Annotated in this window: 13 protein-coding genes; 5 read left to right on the top strand and 8 right to left on the bottom strand. The window is 56.5% G+C overall.

Going from position 1 to position 14,499, the window contains the following annotated elements; translation table 11 throughout:
* Positions 1-70: 70 nt before the first annotated feature.
* From FDK21_RS02580 to FDK21_RS02570, 3 genes are all read right to left on the bottom strand, one after another.
* Positions 71-919: a carbohydrate ABC transporter permease gene (locus FDK21_RS02580; protein ID WP_138147403.1), complete on the bottom strand. Its 849-nt coding sequence runs from the start codon at positions 917-919 to the stop codon at positions 71-73.
* The gene (locus FDK21_RS02575) at positions 919-1,839 is read right to left on the bottom strand and encodes a sugar ABC transporter permease (RefSeq protein ID WP_138147402.1); all 921 of its coding nucleotides are present in this window, start codon (positions 1,837-1,839) and stop codon (positions 919-921) included. Before FDK21_RS02575 ends, FDK21_RS02580 begins: the two co-directional genes overlap by 1 nt.
* A 217-nt stretch (positions 1,840-2,056) precedes the next feature.
* A complete protein-coding gene (locus FDK21_RS02570) occupies positions 2,057-3,304 on the bottom strand; it encodes an ABC transporter substrate-binding protein (RefSeq protein WP_138147401.1) in 1,248 nt (415 codons plus the stop codon).
* A 216-nt stretch (positions 3,305-3,520) separates the two neighbouring features.
* Between FDK21_RS02570 and FDK21_RS02565 the strand changes: the two genes are divergently transcribed.
* Both FDK21_RS02565 and ugpC read left to right on the top strand, forming a co-directional pair.
* Positions 3,521-4,330, top strand: a complete 810-nt coding sequence (locus FDK21_RS02565) for an IclR family transcriptional regulator (RefSeq protein WP_210238662.1) — start codon at positions 3,521-3,523, stop codon at positions 4,328-4,330.
* 79 nt (positions 4,331-4,409) lie between these two features.
* Positions 4,410-5,471 carry a sn-glycerol-3-phosphate ABC transporter ATP-binding protein UgpC gene (gene ugpC, locus FDK21_RS02560; RefSeq protein ID WP_138147400.1) on the top strand — a complete coding sequence of 354 codons (1,062 nt, stop codon included), beginning with the start codon at positions 4,410-4,412 and terminating at the stop codon, positions 5,469-5,471.
* Positions 5,472-5,532: 61 nt separating this feature from the next.
* Here ugpC and FDK21_RS02555 read toward each other — a convergent pair whose 3' ends face one another.
* The 5 genes from FDK21_RS02555 to FDK21_RS02535 form a co-directional block, all read right to left on the bottom strand.
* On the bottom strand, positions 5,533-7,221 hold the full coding sequence (locus FDK21_RS02555; protein WP_138147399.1) for an AMP-binding protein: 1,689 nt from the start codon (positions 7,219-7,221) through the stop codon (positions 5,533-5,535).
* A 69-nt stretch (positions 7,222-7,290) separates the two neighbouring features.
* Positions 7,291-8,751 carry a deoxyribodipyrimidine photo-lyase gene (locus FDK21_RS02550; protein ID WP_138147398.1) on the bottom strand — a complete coding sequence of 487 codons (1,461 nt, stop codon included), beginning with the start codon at positions 8,749-8,751 and terminating at the stop codon, positions 7,291-7,293.
* Positions 8,748-9,482, bottom strand: a complete 735-nt coding sequence (locus FDK21_RS02545; RefSeq protein ID WP_138147397.1) for an SDR family NAD(P)-dependent oxidoreductase — start codon at positions 9,480-9,482, stop codon at positions 8,748-8,750. The genes FDK21_RS02550 and FDK21_RS02545 overlap by 4 nt, the downstream gene beginning before the upstream one ends.
* Positions 9,483-9,489: 7 nt before the next feature.
* Entirely contained in the window at positions 9,490-10,197 is a 708-nt protein-coding gene (locus tag FDK21_RS02540; RefSeq protein ID WP_138147396.1) for a ChrR family anti-sigma-E factor, read from the bottom strand.
* Positions 10,194-10,748, bottom strand: coding sequence for a sigma-70 family RNA polymerase sigma factor (locus FDK21_RS02535; protein ID WP_138147395.1), 555 nt, complete (start codon positions 10,746-10,748; stop codon positions 10,194-10,196). Before FDK21_RS02535 ends, FDK21_RS02540 begins: the two co-directional genes overlap by 4 nt.
* 227 nt (positions 10,749-10,975) lie before the next feature.
* On the opposite strand from FDK21_RS02535, the gene FDK21_RS02530 reads away from it, so the two are divergent.
* From FDK21_RS02530 to FDK21_RS02520, 3 genes are read left to right on the top strand one after another with little or no spacing between them, the layout of a single operon-like run.
* Positions 10,976-12,355 carry an FAD-dependent oxidoreductase gene (locus tag FDK21_RS02530; RefSeq protein WP_138147394.1) on the top strand — a complete coding sequence of 460 codons (1,380 nt, stop codon included), beginning with the start codon at positions 10,976-10,978 and terminating at the stop codon, positions 12,353-12,355.
* Complete coding sequence (locus tag FDK21_RS02525) at positions 12,352-13,203, top strand: DUF1365 domain-containing protein (RefSeq protein ID WP_171021919.1); 852 nt, start codon at positions 12,352-12,354, stop codon at positions 13,201-13,203. Before FDK21_RS02530 ends, FDK21_RS02525 begins: the two co-directional genes overlap by 4 nt.
* Positions 13,200-14,456 carry a cyclopropane-fatty-acyl-phospholipid synthase family protein gene (locus FDK21_RS02520; RefSeq protein ID WP_138147392.1) on the top strand — a complete coding sequence of 419 codons (1,257 nt, stop codon included), beginning with the start codon at positions 13,200-13,202 and terminating at the stop codon, positions 14,454-14,456. The genes FDK21_RS02525 and FDK21_RS02520 overlap by 4 nt, the downstream gene beginning before the upstream one ends.
* The last annotated feature ends 43 nt before the right edge of the window (positions 14,457-14,499 follow it).

Raw genomic sequence — 14,499 nt, 5'->3', positions numbered from 1 at the left:
AGAAAATCCTGCCAAAAAATGGAAAAGGAAAGGAGAAAGCCAGCTGCCAGAATGGCAGCTGACTGAGAGCTTATTTGACCGCGCCCAAGGTCAGCCCCGCAATGAAGTGGCGCTGCATGGCAAAGAACATCACCACCGGCGGCAAGGCAGCCACCAGAGACCCCGCGCTCATCATATTGTAAGCCGCGCGATATTGGGCATTGAAGCTGGTAATCCCGGCGGTCACCGGCTGGCTGTCCGGCCCTTGGGTCAGCACCACCGCCCAGAAATAATCATTCCAGATGAAGGTGAAGATCAGCACGGACAGGGCGGCAATGGCCGGTTTCATCAAAGGCAGCACCACATGCCAGAAAATCTGCAACTCAGTCACCCCTTCCACCCTTGCGGCCTCAATCAGCTCCTTGGGCAAGGCACGGATGAAATTGCGCATGAAGAGGGTGCAAAAGCCGGTCTGGAAGGCAATGTGAAACAGCACCAGACCCGTCTTGGTGTCATACAGCCCCATATCCAGCGTCAATTCGCGCACCGGCACCATCAGGATCTGGAATGGCACGAAATTGCCAGCCACAAACATGAAGAAGACCCACATATTGCCCTTGAAGCGATAGATGCCCAGCGCAAAACCCGTCATACAGGACAAAGCCACCGCTCCGATGACGGTCGGCACTGTGATGAAGACCGAGTTGAACAGGTAGCGCGGCATGTCGGAGGCGGTGAAGACCTTCCAATAATTGCCCAACCCGTCCGTGCTCGATGGCAAGCCCCAATAGTTGGCTTGCGCAAAATCCACGTCAGGTTTGATCGAGAACAGCGCAACCGCCAGCAAGGGAGCAAGCCACATCAACAGGGCAATCGGCAACAAACCCTGATAGGACAGGGCATAGGCACGGGACTTCTTTTCTACCGGTGTCGGAAACATTACGCCCCCCTCTCGTCACGTGCCATCTTCCAAAGGAAGAAGGAAATATAAACCAGCATGATCAGGAACAGCACCACGGCAATCGCCGCGCCATATCCCATCCGGAAGCCATATTCCGACAAGGCCACTTCAAACATATAGAAGGCCAGCACCCGGCTTTCGCCAAACGGGCCGCCATTGGTCATCACCGAGATCAGGTCGAAGCTGCGCAAGGCACCGATCACCGTCACCACAAAGGCAATAAAGGTCGCCGGGCGCAATTGCGGCAGGATGATATACCACAGCATCCTCCGCCCCTTGGCTCCATCCAGCCGCCCAGCCTCGATCTGCTCCGGATCCACGGCATTCAGGCCTGTGAGATAAAGGATCATGCAATAGGCCGTCTGCGGCCATAGCCCCGCAGCAATGATGCCATAGGTTACATAGCGCTCATCCCCCAGCACGTTGATGGGGTCAAACCCGAAGAAACCAAGCATTTCATTCAACAGACCGAAGGTCGGGTCATAAAACCAGCTAAAAACCAAGCCGACCACCACCTGCGAAATAACGAAGGGGAAGAAAAACAGCGACTTGTACAGCCGGATACCAACGACCGTCTGGTTGAGAAACAGCGCGATGAACAGGCCGGCCGGGATGGCCAGCAAATAGAGCAGCAACCAAATCAGGTTGTTGCGTAAGGAGACATAGAAGGCATCATCCCAGTAAAGCTCTTCGTAATTGTAGAAACCGACAAAGGTCCGCTCTCCCAATCCATCCCATTCATAGAAGGACAGGTTGAAGGACTGAAAAATCGGAAAGATCACATAAAAAAGGAAAAACAGCACACCGGGCAACAACAGCAACAGTGGGGTCATGCTTTGTTGATTGCGATGCCACCAGCCGGATTTGGCGGTTGCATAGTCTGCAGGCACGGAAGTCATCAGCGATCCTTTCCATGATGCGGCCAGACGAGGCCGTCAGATGAGCAGTCTGACGGGGCATTCAGACGTCGGGAACAATGAGACGGACAGCAAACCGGACTGGAATGACAACATCGGTGCGCCGGGTATACGCAATCCGACCACACCACCCGGCCACGACCCAAAGGTCGGACCGGGTGACAGGGTTGTCATCTCAGTGGTTTTGCATGGCTACAATTTACTTGTAGATACGCTTGCGAGCGCGTTCCAGCTGATTGAGGATACGATCCAGCTGGTCTGGCTTGACCATGAATTTCTGGAAACCATCCATCGCAACCTTGGCCATTTCAGCCGGAGCATCACGGTCGAAGAACTGCGCCACACCATCAGCCGCATTCAGCATCGGTGAGCCTTCCTGAAGGAACTTGTCGTCGGCCACCGAGCTGTCGGCATTGACCGGCAACTGGCCCAGCTGCTTGTTGATGATGGTCTGGTTTTCAGCATCGGCCACATAGCGCAGGAAGGCCCGGGCATTGTCCTTATTCTTGGCCTGAGCCGGAATATGGAAGGTATCCATTGGCGCATCTTCACCGTCGCTGACGCCTTCGGTGATCATCGGGAACTTGTAGAAATCGAGCTTGCTGTCATCAAGACCAGCTTCACGCAAAGGCGCCACGGCAAAGTTGCCCATCAGATAGGCCGCCGCTTCCCCTTTGACCATGAAGGGCAAAGCCTCCTGCCAGCTGTAAGAGGTGTGATTGTCGACATAGGCGCCCATGTCGATCAGCTCGCGCCAATTGGCGAATGTCGCTTTCACCCGATCATCAGTCCACGGCACATTGCCCTGCAGCAGATCGATATGGAACTCAAAGCCGTTGGTGCGCATATTGAGATAGTCGAACCAGCCCGCAGCAGTCCAAAGGAACTTGGTACCGATCGTGAAGCATTTACGGCCACTATCGAGAATTTTCTGGCAGTTGGACTTCATGTCGGCAAAGGTTTTTGGCTCGCTCAGACCCAGTTCCTTGTAGATGTCCTGACGATAATAGATGCCCCACTGATAGAAGGAATAAGGCACGCCCCACTGCTTGCCATCAAGGGTCAGAGCGGCTTTGGAAGGGGCCAGTTTGGTGGCAAACAGATCTTCTTTCCAAAGATCGGACACATCATCAAACAGCCCCGCATCCACATAAGGCTTCATCCGGTTGGCGGCATACCATGTGGCAACGTCCGGCGCATTGGCGGTCAGGAAGTTGCGGATCTGGGTTTTGTAGGCTTCGCGATCAATGATCGTGGTTTCGATCTGCAAATCCGGATTCTTGGCCTGGAAGCGCGCAATCATGTCTTCCATGGTCGCCCGCGGCGCCGGGTTTGACGTATCGAGAAAGATCTTCAAATCCCCCGTAAGACCTTCCGCCATCGCTGGCACCGCAATCATCGCAGTTGTGGCAAGAGCTGCCAAAGTTGTCTTGAGCATGGAACGCATTTTGTCCTCCCTATGGGTTCCAACTATTGAAACTTGGTTTTACATATTGCAATCATAACGCCAAACGGCTACACCTTGTCAACAGCAACAATTAAAAAGACACCGGTTTCGGGCCGCTCTACCTGTCCGCTAGCGCCAGCTACAAGCAGGCACGACAGGCTGTGTTTGCGGGCAGATATCAAGGCAAGCTGGCCGGTGAAAGCTGGGAGACATGAGATGGCTGTGATGGATGAAAAAAGGTCCGCCACCCCGGTCAAGACCGCTGATGGCACAGTCGGCAAAGCCCTTGATGTGCTCGATCAGGTGGCAGGCTTTGGCCGTCCGGTTCGCTTTGCCGAACTGCTCGAAGGCAGTCGCTATCCCAAAGCCACCCTTTATCGCTTTGTGCAAACCCTGACCAATCAGAACATGCTGAGCTATGACCCGGAGCGCCAGACATATAGCCCCGGCTTCCGGCTGGTGCGCTTGGCTCATGCCGCGTGGCGCCAGACATCGCTGGCACCGATCGCCCGCCCCTATCTCGACCAGCTCAGCCTCGACATCGGCGAAACCGTCCATTTGGCACAGCTGGATTCCGGTCATGTGCTCTATGTCGACAAGCGCAACGCCCGACAGCCCATCGCCATGTATAGTCAAGCGGGCAAAATCGGCCCGGCCTACTGCACCGGTGTCGGTAAAGCGATGTTGGCCTATCTGCGCGAACCGCAATTGTCGACAGTCCTCTCGCAGCAGAGTTTCCATGTCTTCACACCGCACACCTTGCGCGATATTGACAGCCTGAAGGCTGAACTGGTCGAAATCCGCACAGCGGGCCATGCCTTTGACCGCGAAGAGCATGAGCCGACCATCATTTGCGTCGCCGTGCCGATCATCACCAATCAAGACAATGTGCTGGGCGCTCTGTCGGTAACAAGCTCCACCCAGCGTTCGAGCCTGGAGGCGCTCGAGTTGCTGGCACCGCGCTTGAAACGAACAGCCAAGACCATCGCCGAAGAAGCCACCAACTGGCATTTTCCCGACGCTTGACGCCCGACGCGGCTCCAAGGCAGGAAGGCACTAAAACAATCGCAGCTCTCATCCGGGCTGATCAGGAGGAAACAACACCATGTCAGGACTGAAGCTCCGCAACACCGTCAAGAAATTCACGCAGGTTCAAGTCATCCATGGCGTCGACCTCGACATTGCTGACGGGGAATTCTGTGTCTTTGTCGGGCCATCGGGTTGCGGCAAGTCGACACTTCTGCGGATGATTGCCGGTCTGGAGGAGACCACAGAAGGCACCATCCATATCGGCGAACGCGAAGTCACCAAAATGGACCCTGCCGAGCGTGGTGTCGCCATGGTGTTTCAGACCTATGCCCTTTACCCGCACATGACGGTTGCGGAAAATATGGGTTTTGGTCTCAAAATGAATGGCTTTCCCAAGGAGGAGATCAACGCCAAGGTGACCGAAGCCTCTCGCATTCTCCGGTTGGATGACTATCTCAAGCGCAAGCCCAAGGCCCTGTCCGGCGGCCAGCGCCAGCGTGTCGCCATTGGCCGGGCCATCGTCCGCGGGCCAGAAGTCTTCCTGTTTGACGAACCCCTGTCCAACCTCGACGCCGAATTGCGCGTCGAAATGCGTGTCGAGATCGCCCGCCTGCACAAGGAAATCGGCGCGACCATGATCTATGTGACCCATGATCAGGTCGAAGCCATGACCCTGGCCGACAAGATCGTCGTGCTGCGCGCCGGGAAAATCGAACAGGTCGGTGCGCCGATGGATCTTTACCGCGATCCTGACAATCGCTTTGTTGCGGGCTTCATTGGCTCACCTTCGATGAATTTCTGCGCGGGCACCTTTGCGGCTGGCGGCATCCGGGTGGAAGGCTTCGGCATCGACCATCTGGCGCCACCATCCAGCCTGACCGATGCCCAGAAAGACGTAATCGTTGGCGTTCGCCCCCAGCATATCAAGATCGATCCATCAGGCAGCACCCATATGGTCGAACATTCCGAATCTCTTGGTGGCGTGTCCTATGTCTATTTGCGCGCCGACAATGGCGAGCGGATCACCGTCGAAGCCGGAGAAGAAGCACCAGCCAAGAATGGCGACCGTGTCGGCCTCGCCATCGAAATCGATCGTGCCATGGTGTTTGATGCCGCCACCGAGGCCCGCATCCGCTAGCTACCTCACAGATCCAACCCAAAAAGGCTGGCACCCGCCAGCCTTTTTCATTGCGTCTTTCTCAGACCTTAGCCTCTTGCTCCGCCTTGGCTTCGGCTTGGGCCATTGCCCTGAGGCTTGCACGGATGATCTTGCCACTGGTGGTCATCGGCATTTCTTCGATGAAGCGCACCACACGCGGATATTCATGCGCCGCTAACCGATGTTTGACAAATTGGGCGATCTCGTCGGCCAAATCATCGCTCGGCTCATAGTTGTCTGACAGCAAAATATAAGCCGCCACCACGGCATTGCGCATCGGGTCGGGCTTGGCGACGACACCTGCCATCTGCACCGCAGGATGCTGCAACAGACAGTCTTCCACCTCGACAGGACCGATCCGATAGCCAGCCGAGCCAATGACATCGTCATCCCGGCCAACAAACTGGATATAACCCTCGTCATCCTTGAGGCCCTGATCGCCGGTCAACAGCCAGCGCTTGCCCCTTGGGCCATCGAGATATTTCTCGGCCGTGGCATCCGGACGGTTCCAATAGCGCAAGAACATCACCGGATCCGGCGACAAAACGGCAATGGCTCCCTGCTCACCCGTTGGCATCACGTCGCCGGTCTGGTCATCAATCACCTCGACCACATGCCCCGGCACCGCCTTGCCAATGAAGCCGGTCTTGTTCACACCCAAAGACGAGCAAGAAGACAGCACCACGTTGCATTCGGTCTGGCCATAAAATTCATTGATCGTCACGCCCAGAACCTCACGGCCCCAGTCGAGCAATTCATGCCCCAGCGCTTCGCCACCACTGCCCACCGAGCGCATCCGTACAGTCGGTCGTTTGGCCTCGGGCACCTGCCGCATCAGCTTGAGCGCCGTCGGCGGCAGGAAGGCATTGCGGATGCCTTGCTTATGGATGAAATCAAACGCCCATTCGCCAGTGAATTTCTCCACCCGCCCCGCGACCACAGGCAAACCCAGATGCAAAGCCGGCATCAAGACATCCATCAAGCCGCCAATCCACGCCCAGTCCGCCGGTGTCCAGACCTTGTCTCCCGGAAGGGGAAGAAAATCATGATGCATTTCCACCCCCGGCAAATGGCCAAGCAGCACACGATGCCCATGCAAGGCACCTTTGGGCAGCCCGGTTGTCCCGGACGTGTAAATCAACAAAGCCGGATCATCGGCACGGGTAACGACCGGTTCAAAGACCGGGCTTTCCTGCTGGATTTCAACATGGAACCCAAAGGCACCAATATCGATCCCGTCAATCGAGAGCACCAGCGCCAACTCGGGCAAATCATTGCGGAGCGAAGCGATCTTGCGCGCCCCTTCCCGGTTGGTGATCACAGCGCGCGCGCCGGAATCCTTCAGCCGATGAATGAGCGCCTCTTCGCCAAACAGTGAGAAAAGCGGCAATGACACGCAGCCCATTTTCCACGCCGCGATATGCGCAACGGCAGTCTCAAGGCATTGAGGCAGCAGAACACCAATCCGGTCGCCCACATCGCCGGGGCGCTCCATACCGCGAATACCATGATGCTTCAGGCGATTGGCAAGACGGTTTGACATATCCCGCATCGCCCCAAAACTGAGATCCCGGCTCAGTTTCTTTTCAGAGACTTCGTGGATGGCCAAACGGTCAGGGTCTGATTGCGCCCACTTGTCGCAAACATCGACCCCCATATTATAGATGTCAGGAATGTCCCACCGGAATGCCTGATAGGTATCCCGGTAGCTATCTTTCTTTTCCAGCATAGTGTCCTCCCCGCTGGCACTGGTCTGATTGCCGCTATGGCCAGCTTTGGAAGATCACCCTAACCCGCTTCACCTCTGAGAAGAAAGCACTTCTTCAGAACTAGGTTCCTTGAGAGCCTGAAAGGCCGCAAGCGCCGCCTCGCGGCTTTCTTTCAAATCAACAATTGGCATCGGATAAGTCTTGCCAAGCGACACACCTGCCTCCTTCAAAACCAGCAAGGGCGCGTCCCAAGGTTTGAACAGGAATTTGTCAGGCAGATTGGCCAACTCAGGGACATAATGACGGGTATAGTCCCCCGCCTTGTCGAATTTTTCCCCCTGCAGGATCGGATTAAACACCCGGAAATAGGGCGCTGCGTCTGCCCCGCAGCCGGAAATCCACTGCCAACTGGCGCTGTTGTTGGCCAGATCCGCGTCCAGCAGACAATCCCAGAACCATGCTTCCCCCAACCGCCAGTCAAGCCGCAGATTCTTGACCAGAAACGAGCCAACAATCATCCGCACCCGATTGTGCATATAGCCTGTGCGCCACAGCTCGCGCATGCCCGCATCGACAATCGGAATGCCCGTCTGCCCCTGTTGCCAGGCAGTCAGCCAGCCCGGCGCATCGACCCAGTCGAAGGCCTTGAATTTTTCTTGCAAAGGCTGATGGGGCAGATCTGGATTGTGAAACAGCAGATGATAGGAAAATTCCCGCCAAGCCAGCTCGCTACGAAAATGATCAAGGTCATTTGATGGCGCATCATCGCCCACATCACTGGCCGCATGCCAGATCTGGTTTGGTGAAATCTGACCATTCGCCAGATAGGGAGAAAGCCGGGAAACATGGGTCTTGGCCGGGAAATTCCGCCCTTCCTTATAGCCATTCAGCCCACCAGACAGAAAGGTCTCCAACACATCCAGAGCGCCCGCCTCGCTCACATCCCAAAGGCTATCCATCTCTTTGTGCCAAGGGATGGACGGCATCAGCCCAAGCGCGTCAAGAGCCATAGCCCCGTCGTCAGCCTTTGCCGCGCAATAGTCGATCCCTTTGGGTGCAGCAATCGGCTCTGGCGGTGGTGGTGCTTGCAGGCAGCCCTTGCGGAAGAAGGGTGTAAAGACCCGGTATGGCGTTTTGTCTGCTTTGCTGATGGTCCATGGTTCCCAAAGAAGCGACCCATTCAGCCGCAGATTCTCGCAACCCATGGATTTGAGTTGCTCGGCAATCGCCTTATCGCGCTTGATCCGCCAAGGTTCATAACAGCGGGTCCAGCTGACGCATTTGGCCCCATAAAGCGCGGCCAGACGCGGCACGATCTCATCCGCCTTGCCGCGATAGAGCCGCAAATGGCCACCGAGTTGACGATTGAGGTCTACCAGCGATTTGTGCAGCCACCAGCGCCGCGCCCCGCCCAAGCTGTGGTCACCCGCCGCCTCATCATCGAGAATAAAGATTGGCAGCAAAGCCCCCGCTTCGACGGCCTTGGTCAAAGCAGGATTGTCCCCAAGGCGCAAATCCTGCCGGAACCAGTGAATGGCGATCTCTGTCATGGCTCTATTTCCTTCCCCGCCCAATCATAGCAGCGCCCGGTATGGCTTACATTCCGGCTCAGCAACACATCCATCAGGCAAGCCGCAGAATGGTCGGGCGTGAAGAGCTTTCCTTTCGGCACCGATTTCTGAAATGGCTGCGACAGAGCACTATCCACCGTTCCGGGATGCAGCCCCACCAGCACAGCCTCCTTGTTGCGTCGGAAAAGCTCAACCGCTGCCGACTTGACCATCATATTGAGCGCCGCTTTCGAGGCTCGGTAGCTATACCAGCCACCCAGATGATTGTCGGAAATCGAGCCGACCCGCGCACTGATCACCCCGATCCGCACAGGACTGGAGCGGTCCAGCCGCGGCAGCAGATGTTTGAGGATCAGGCTCGGCCCAATCAGATTGAGCGCCAACACCTTGGCGAAAGCCGACGGATCGAGATCCTGCAGACGGCGTTCGGGTGCAAAGCCATCCCCATGCAGCACCCCGGTGGCAATCAGCACAAGATCCGGCTGCCCATCGGCCAGACAAGCCTTGCAGGCAGCCTCGACCAAGGCTTCATTCTCCAGATCAAAACCGCAATGCTGATAAAGCCGCTGACTATGCTTTGTGGTGAAGCCGCCCATCTCGGAGCGGCTGACCACATGCAAAATAGCCTCAGGGAAGCGATCGAGCGCTTGCACGGCAAACGCTCGCCCAATGGCACCTGATGCACCAATGACTGTGATATTGCGTGGCATGGCGCCATCAAATCCCGATAATCGGCTGAAGCAAACGGGTGATCATCCCTTTGAATTCCAGCGGAGCATCGGTCACCGTGAGGCAAATGCACTCCTCTTCCGTATCGGCCATCGGCTGATGGTGCACCGAATCGTCCGCATCCTGAATATCGCCAACCCGATAGCGACCGGACTCATCGCTGAAAGAGCCCTTCAGCACCATCGTCAATTCGCTGCCATTGTGGCTGTGTTCAGGGGTGATGAAGCCGGGCGACAATTTCAGCAATCGCACCGTTTCCCCTTCCGACCCTTGCATCGGCAGAACAAATTGCTTGATCCCCGGACCAACAGCCCGCCAGCGAATGGCTTCAATATCATCACCAATCACAGCCGCCAGTTTGGTCGGCATCAGCGATGACCCCAGAGCGGGCGGGGCTGCCGATTGGGCCAGATCCATACCGGGACGGTTGAATGGGGCTTCAGGGAAGGTCGATCCCTGTTGCAAGCTCTCGTCCTCATCAATCGACGCCATCATGCGGTCGAACAGATCGTCCGAGACGACCATATACTCGCATTGATTGAGCATCGCGCCACCAATGACCTCGGCCTCGGCAACGCGGGCAGCGCAATGCGGGCACACTTCCAAATGACACGCCACCAGCAACGCATGCCCGACGGGCAGCGAACCGGCAGCATAGGCCAAAATCATTTCATCACTCAAATGATGGTGAATCATGCTTCTACCTCTGACAAAATCTTCCTCAGCCGTCCAAAGGCCAACCGCATGCGGGACTTCACGGTCCCAAGGGGCAAGGACAGCTTCTTGGCAATGTCGGCATGCGTGGCTTCTTCATAAAAAGCCATACTGACAATCTCTGCCTGATTGGCAGGAAGCAGCGCGAGCGCCTTGGATACCCGATCCGCCAGCTCACTTCTATGCACGTCTTGAGTCTGTTCCTCATCGAACACCAGCTGCGAAGCGAAATAGTCCTGGTCCTTGTAGACGAAGCTTTTTTCCGATCGCAAACGGTCGATGCGCTGGTTTCGTGCGATGGTGAAAATCCACGTGGATGCCGCGGCCTTGCCGGGGTCATACAAATGGGCTTTCCGCCAAATCTGGGCGAAGGTTTCCTGAACCAGTTCCTCTGCCATTTGCGGGTTCGTACCCGCCTTGAGATAAAAACTCTTCAGTCTGGGGGCGAAATGATCGAACAGCGACCGAAAGGCGTGTCTGTCCTTGTCGCTCCCGACTAATACGAGCATGGCATTGAACTGGCCAGAGGTCATAACCTCGCCTCCACTTGATCCTTTTCGCAAAGGTTGCCTCAATGACATTGCCAAATCCACCTAAAAAGCCGTTCGAAGACTGATACTCCGCAGATAGATAATTGGATCACAATAATCATCCACTGCAGAACAGGTCGTCTACGACTTATCGCCTAATGATTGCATTCGATTTCGGTGATCTGATGAAGGCGGGTCTTCGAATAAGGGTAAAACGCTCGGAGAAACAGATGGATATCGCAGTCATCGGATCAGGGGTAGCGGGGTTGTCCGCAGCTTGGCTACTATCGCACAATCACAAAGTCGACCTGTTTGAAAAGGACGATCGCCTTGGCGGACACGCCAATACACAACAGATCGAGCTCAATGGTGCCCCCGTCGCCGTGGATACCGGCTTCATCGTCTATAATGAGCACACCTACCCCAACCTAACTGCCCTGTTTGATCATATTGGCGTCGAGACAGCAGATTCCGATATGTCCTTCTCGGTCTCGCTGGCGAATGGCAAGCAGGAATATTCCGGCACCGGTCTGCGCGGCCTGTTTGCCAAGCCGAGCAACATGCTCAATCCGCGTTTTCTGAAAATGCTTGCTGACATCCGCCGCTTCTATGCCGAAGCCACCGAAGAGTTTGCCGCCAACCCGGACCTTGACGTCACCCTTGGCGCTTATCTCTCGGAGAAAGGCTATTCCGAGGTCTTCATTCGTGAGCATCTGATGCCCATGGGGGCTGCCATCTGGTCGGTGCCATCCGAACAAATGCTGAAATTCCCTTTCTCCGCCTTCATGCGGTTCTGTGTCAATCACGGCCTCGTCCAGTTTCGGGACCGACCGCAATGGCGCACAGTCCCCGGCGGATCTCGCGCCTATGTCGACCGGCTGGCCGCTGGCATTTCAGGTGAGATCCACCTCAATGCCGCCATTGCGGAAATCGACCGCCGCCCCGGCTCGGTGACGCTCTATACCCGCCACGGGACCGAGAAGCGCTATGACCATGTGGTGCTGGCCTGCCATTCCGATCAGGCGCTGCGCATTCTGTCTTCCGGCAACGGCGATGCTAGCGCCGAGGAACAGGCTTTGCTCTCCGCAATTCCTTATCAGCGCAATCTTGCCATTCTGCATACAGATTCCCGCCTGATGCCCCGACGCAAGGCTGCCTGGGCCAGTTGGAACTATTTGCAGCAAAGCCATAATGAAGAAGAGGCAGAACAGGGTCAGTTGTCCGTCACCTATTGGATGAACAACCTCCAGCCTCTGCAAACCGAGCAGAACCTGTTCGTCACCCTCAACCCGATCACCCCGCCCGCAGAGGGCTCGATCCTGCGCTCAAGCATTTATCATCACCCGGTCTATTCGCTGGAAGCGATGGTGGCCCAGAAGCATCTCTGGACCCTTCAGGGCAAAAAGCGCACCTGGTTTTGCGGCGCTTATTTCGGCTATGGCTTCCACGAAGATGGCTTGCAATCCGGCCTTGCGGTCGCCGAGCAATTGGGCGGCATGGCGCGACCATGGCAAGTGGACAATCCATCGGGCCGCATTCACCTCAGCGCGTCCGGCTTGGATCGCCTTGCCCCCTTCACGCCGCAAGCACGAAAGGCGGCGGCAGAATGAGCAACGCGCACTCCTTGCAGTTCAGCCCTGAGCCTTGCCTTTATCGCGGTCACGTCAGCCATGTGCGGCAGGGTCAGGCCGATCATCGGTTGGTCTATAGAGTGGCCTGCCTGCTGCTGCCGCTCCACCGGATGGATGACGCGGCCAAGGCTTCGCCTTTCTTCTCGATCAATCGCTTCAATCTCTTCTCTTTTCATGAGACAGATCACATGGATGAAGGCTTTCCGTCGCTGGAGGGATTCGTGCTGCATTGCCTGCGGACATCCGGTCAATACGAGCTGCAAGAGGTACTGCCCACGCGCATCTCACTGCTGGCCTTCCCGCGCTTTCTCGGCCACGCCTTCAACCCCTTGTCGATCTTTTTTTGCTGCGATGAAAACGACCACTTGCAGGCCATTCTCTATCAGGTTCGCAACACCTTTGGTCAGCGTCATCACTATCTTTATCGCGTGGATCAGTCATCGATCGAGACAGGTCCCGATTCCCGTCTGCGCCATGGCGGAGACAAAAAATTCTATGTTTCCCCGTTTCTTGCGATGGACGGCCATTATGAATTTGTCATGCGCCTGCCCGACGAGAAGGCAAACTATCAGATCACCATGTCCGGCAACCAACCGGCCTCGCTGACCGCCTCCTTTGCCGCCAAGCGCCAACCGCTGACCACCGGCACCTTGCTGCGTCTGGCTGGCATGCTCTGGCAGGGTGGTTGGAAGATCCTTGCCGCGATCCATTTCGAAGCGCTGAAATTGTGGCTGAAGGGGGCACGTTTTCACAAACGCCCACCACTGCCCAGCCAGCCCGTAACCAATCTTACACCGACCCCTGCCGGGAAAGGACCCCTTTCATGACCATGGAAAACGACTTGCTCAATCCCCCACTCCCGCAGGCTCCTCATCTCGCGCTGCCCAAGCTGCCCACATGGCTGTGTCGCCTCTGGCACAAAATGCTCACCCCGCTTTTTAAGCACTTTGAGCATGGCCGCATCGAAATCACGCTGCCGTCTGGCGGCCATCTGGTCTATGGAGCAGGCAGTCCGGACGGCCCGACAGCCCATGTGACCGTGCATCAGCATGCCACCCTATGGCGTATCCTGTCGCGCGGACCGCTTGGCCTTGCCGAAAGCTACATGGATGCCCAATGGTCCTGCGATGATCTGACAACCCTGTTTGACATCTGCCTGAAAAACCGGGCGATCTTCGAAGCCATCCGGGCACGAGGCTCGGTCGCCCATCTGTTTGCCCGCCTGAAGCATCTCAGTCGCGCCAACAGCCTGAAGGGCAGTCGCCGCAACATTGCCTATCACTATGATTTGGGCAACGACTTCTACGACCTGTGGCTCGACCGCACTATGACTTATTCCTCAGCGCTCGGGGTCAAGGCGGGCGAGGATCTGGCCATCAGCCAATGGCGCAAGTTCGACAAGGCCCTTGCCATGTGCAACGCCAAGGAGGGCGACCATATCCTCGAAATAGGCTGCGGCTGGGGCGCCTTTGCCGAACGTGCAACCGACGCCGGATGCCAAGTGGATGGCCTGACGCTGTCGCGCGAACAGCTTGCCTATTCCACCGTGCGGGCCGAGACCAAAGAGTTCAGCGACCGCGCCCGATTCCATTTGCGTGACTATCGCCACGAGACGGGCACCTATAATGCCATTGTGTCAATCGAAATGATCGAAGCGGTTGGTGAGGAAAATTGGCCGGTCTATTTCCAATGTCTGCGTGACCGTCTCAAACCCGGCGGACAGGCGGCCATTCAGGCCATCACCATCCATGATGACCAATATGAACGCTATCGCCGCAGCGCCGATTTCATCCAGACCTATATTTTCCCCGGTGGTATGCTGCCGACCAAAGGCCTGATGAAAGAGCATGCGGAACAGGCCGGGCTTGAACTGGTCGAGCAGCATATATTCGGTGCCGACTATGCCAAAACATTGGCCCGCTGGCGACAAAACTTCCTTGCCGCATGGCCAAAGATTGCCGCCCTTGGCTATGATGAGCGTTTTCGCCGGATGTGGCTCTATTATCTGTCTTATTGCGAGGCCGGCTTTGAAAATGGCACCATCGATGTGGGCCTCTATAGCTTCAGAAAGCCCGCTTGAGTGCACACCAAAAAGGGGAGGCAAATGCCTCCCCTTTTTTTTC

The organism is Cohaesibacter sp. CAU 1516 (assembly GCF_005771485.1).
GTDB lineage: Bacteria > Pseudomonadota > Alphaproteobacteria > Rhizobiales > Cohaesibacteraceae > Cohaesibacter > Cohaesibacter intestini.
The sequence above is the reverse complement of the archived record's forward strand: the minus strand, read 5'-3'. Positions and strand labels throughout refer to the sequence as shown.

Bases quoted from the DNA above. Each gene is read 5' to 3' on its own strand.
- FDK21_RS02580 (WP_138147403.1), bottom strand. From the start codon at position 919: ATGTTTCCGACACCGGTAGAAAAGAAGTCCCGTGCCTATGCCCTGTCC.
- FDK21_RS02575 (WP_138147402.1), bottom strand. From the start codon at position 1,839: ATGACTTCCGTGCCTGCAGACTATGCAACCGCCAAATCCGGCTGGTGG.
- FDK21_RS02570 (WP_138147401.1), bottom strand. From the start codon at position 3,304: ATGCGTTCCATGCTCAAGACAACTTTGGCAGCTCTTGCCACAACTGCG.
- FDK21_RS02565 (WP_210238662.1), top strand. From the start codon at position 3,521: ATGGCTGTGATGGATGAAAAAAGGTCCGCCACCCCGGTCAAGACCGCT.
- ugpC (WP_138147400.1), top strand. From the start codon at position 4,410: ATGTCAGGACTGAAGCTCCGCAACACCGTCAAGAAATTCACGCAGGTT.
- FDK21_RS02555 (WP_138147399.1), bottom strand. From the start codon at position 7,221: ATGCTGGAAAAGAAAGATAGCTACCGGGATACCTATCAGGCATTCCGG.
- FDK21_RS02550 (WP_138147398.1), bottom strand. From the start codon at position 8,751: ATGACAGAGATCGCCATTCACTGGTTCCGGCAGGATTTGCGCCTTGGG.
- FDK21_RS02545 (WP_138147397.1), bottom strand. From the start codon at position 9,482: ATGCCACGCAATATCACAGTCATTGGTGCATCAGGTGCCATTGGGCGA.
- FDK21_RS02540 (WP_138147396.1), bottom strand. From the start codon at position 10,197: ATGATTCACCATCATTTGAGTGATGAAATGATTTTGGCCTATGCTGCC.
- FDK21_RS02535 (WP_138147395.1), bottom strand. From the start codon at position 10,748: ATGACCTCTGGCCAGTTCAATGCCATGCTCGTATTAGTCGGGAGCGAC.
- FDK21_RS02530 (WP_138147394.1), top strand. From the start codon at position 10,976: ATGGATATCGCAGTCATCGGATCAGGGGTAGCGGGGTTGTCCGCAGCT.
- FDK21_RS02525 (WP_171021919.1), top strand. From the start codon at position 12,352: ATGAGCAACGCGCACTCCTTGCAGTTCAGCCCTGAGCCTTGCCTTTAT.
- FDK21_RS02520 (WP_138147392.1), top strand. From the start codon at position 13,200: ATGACCATGGAAAACGACTTGCTCAATCCCCCACTCCCGCAGGCTCCT.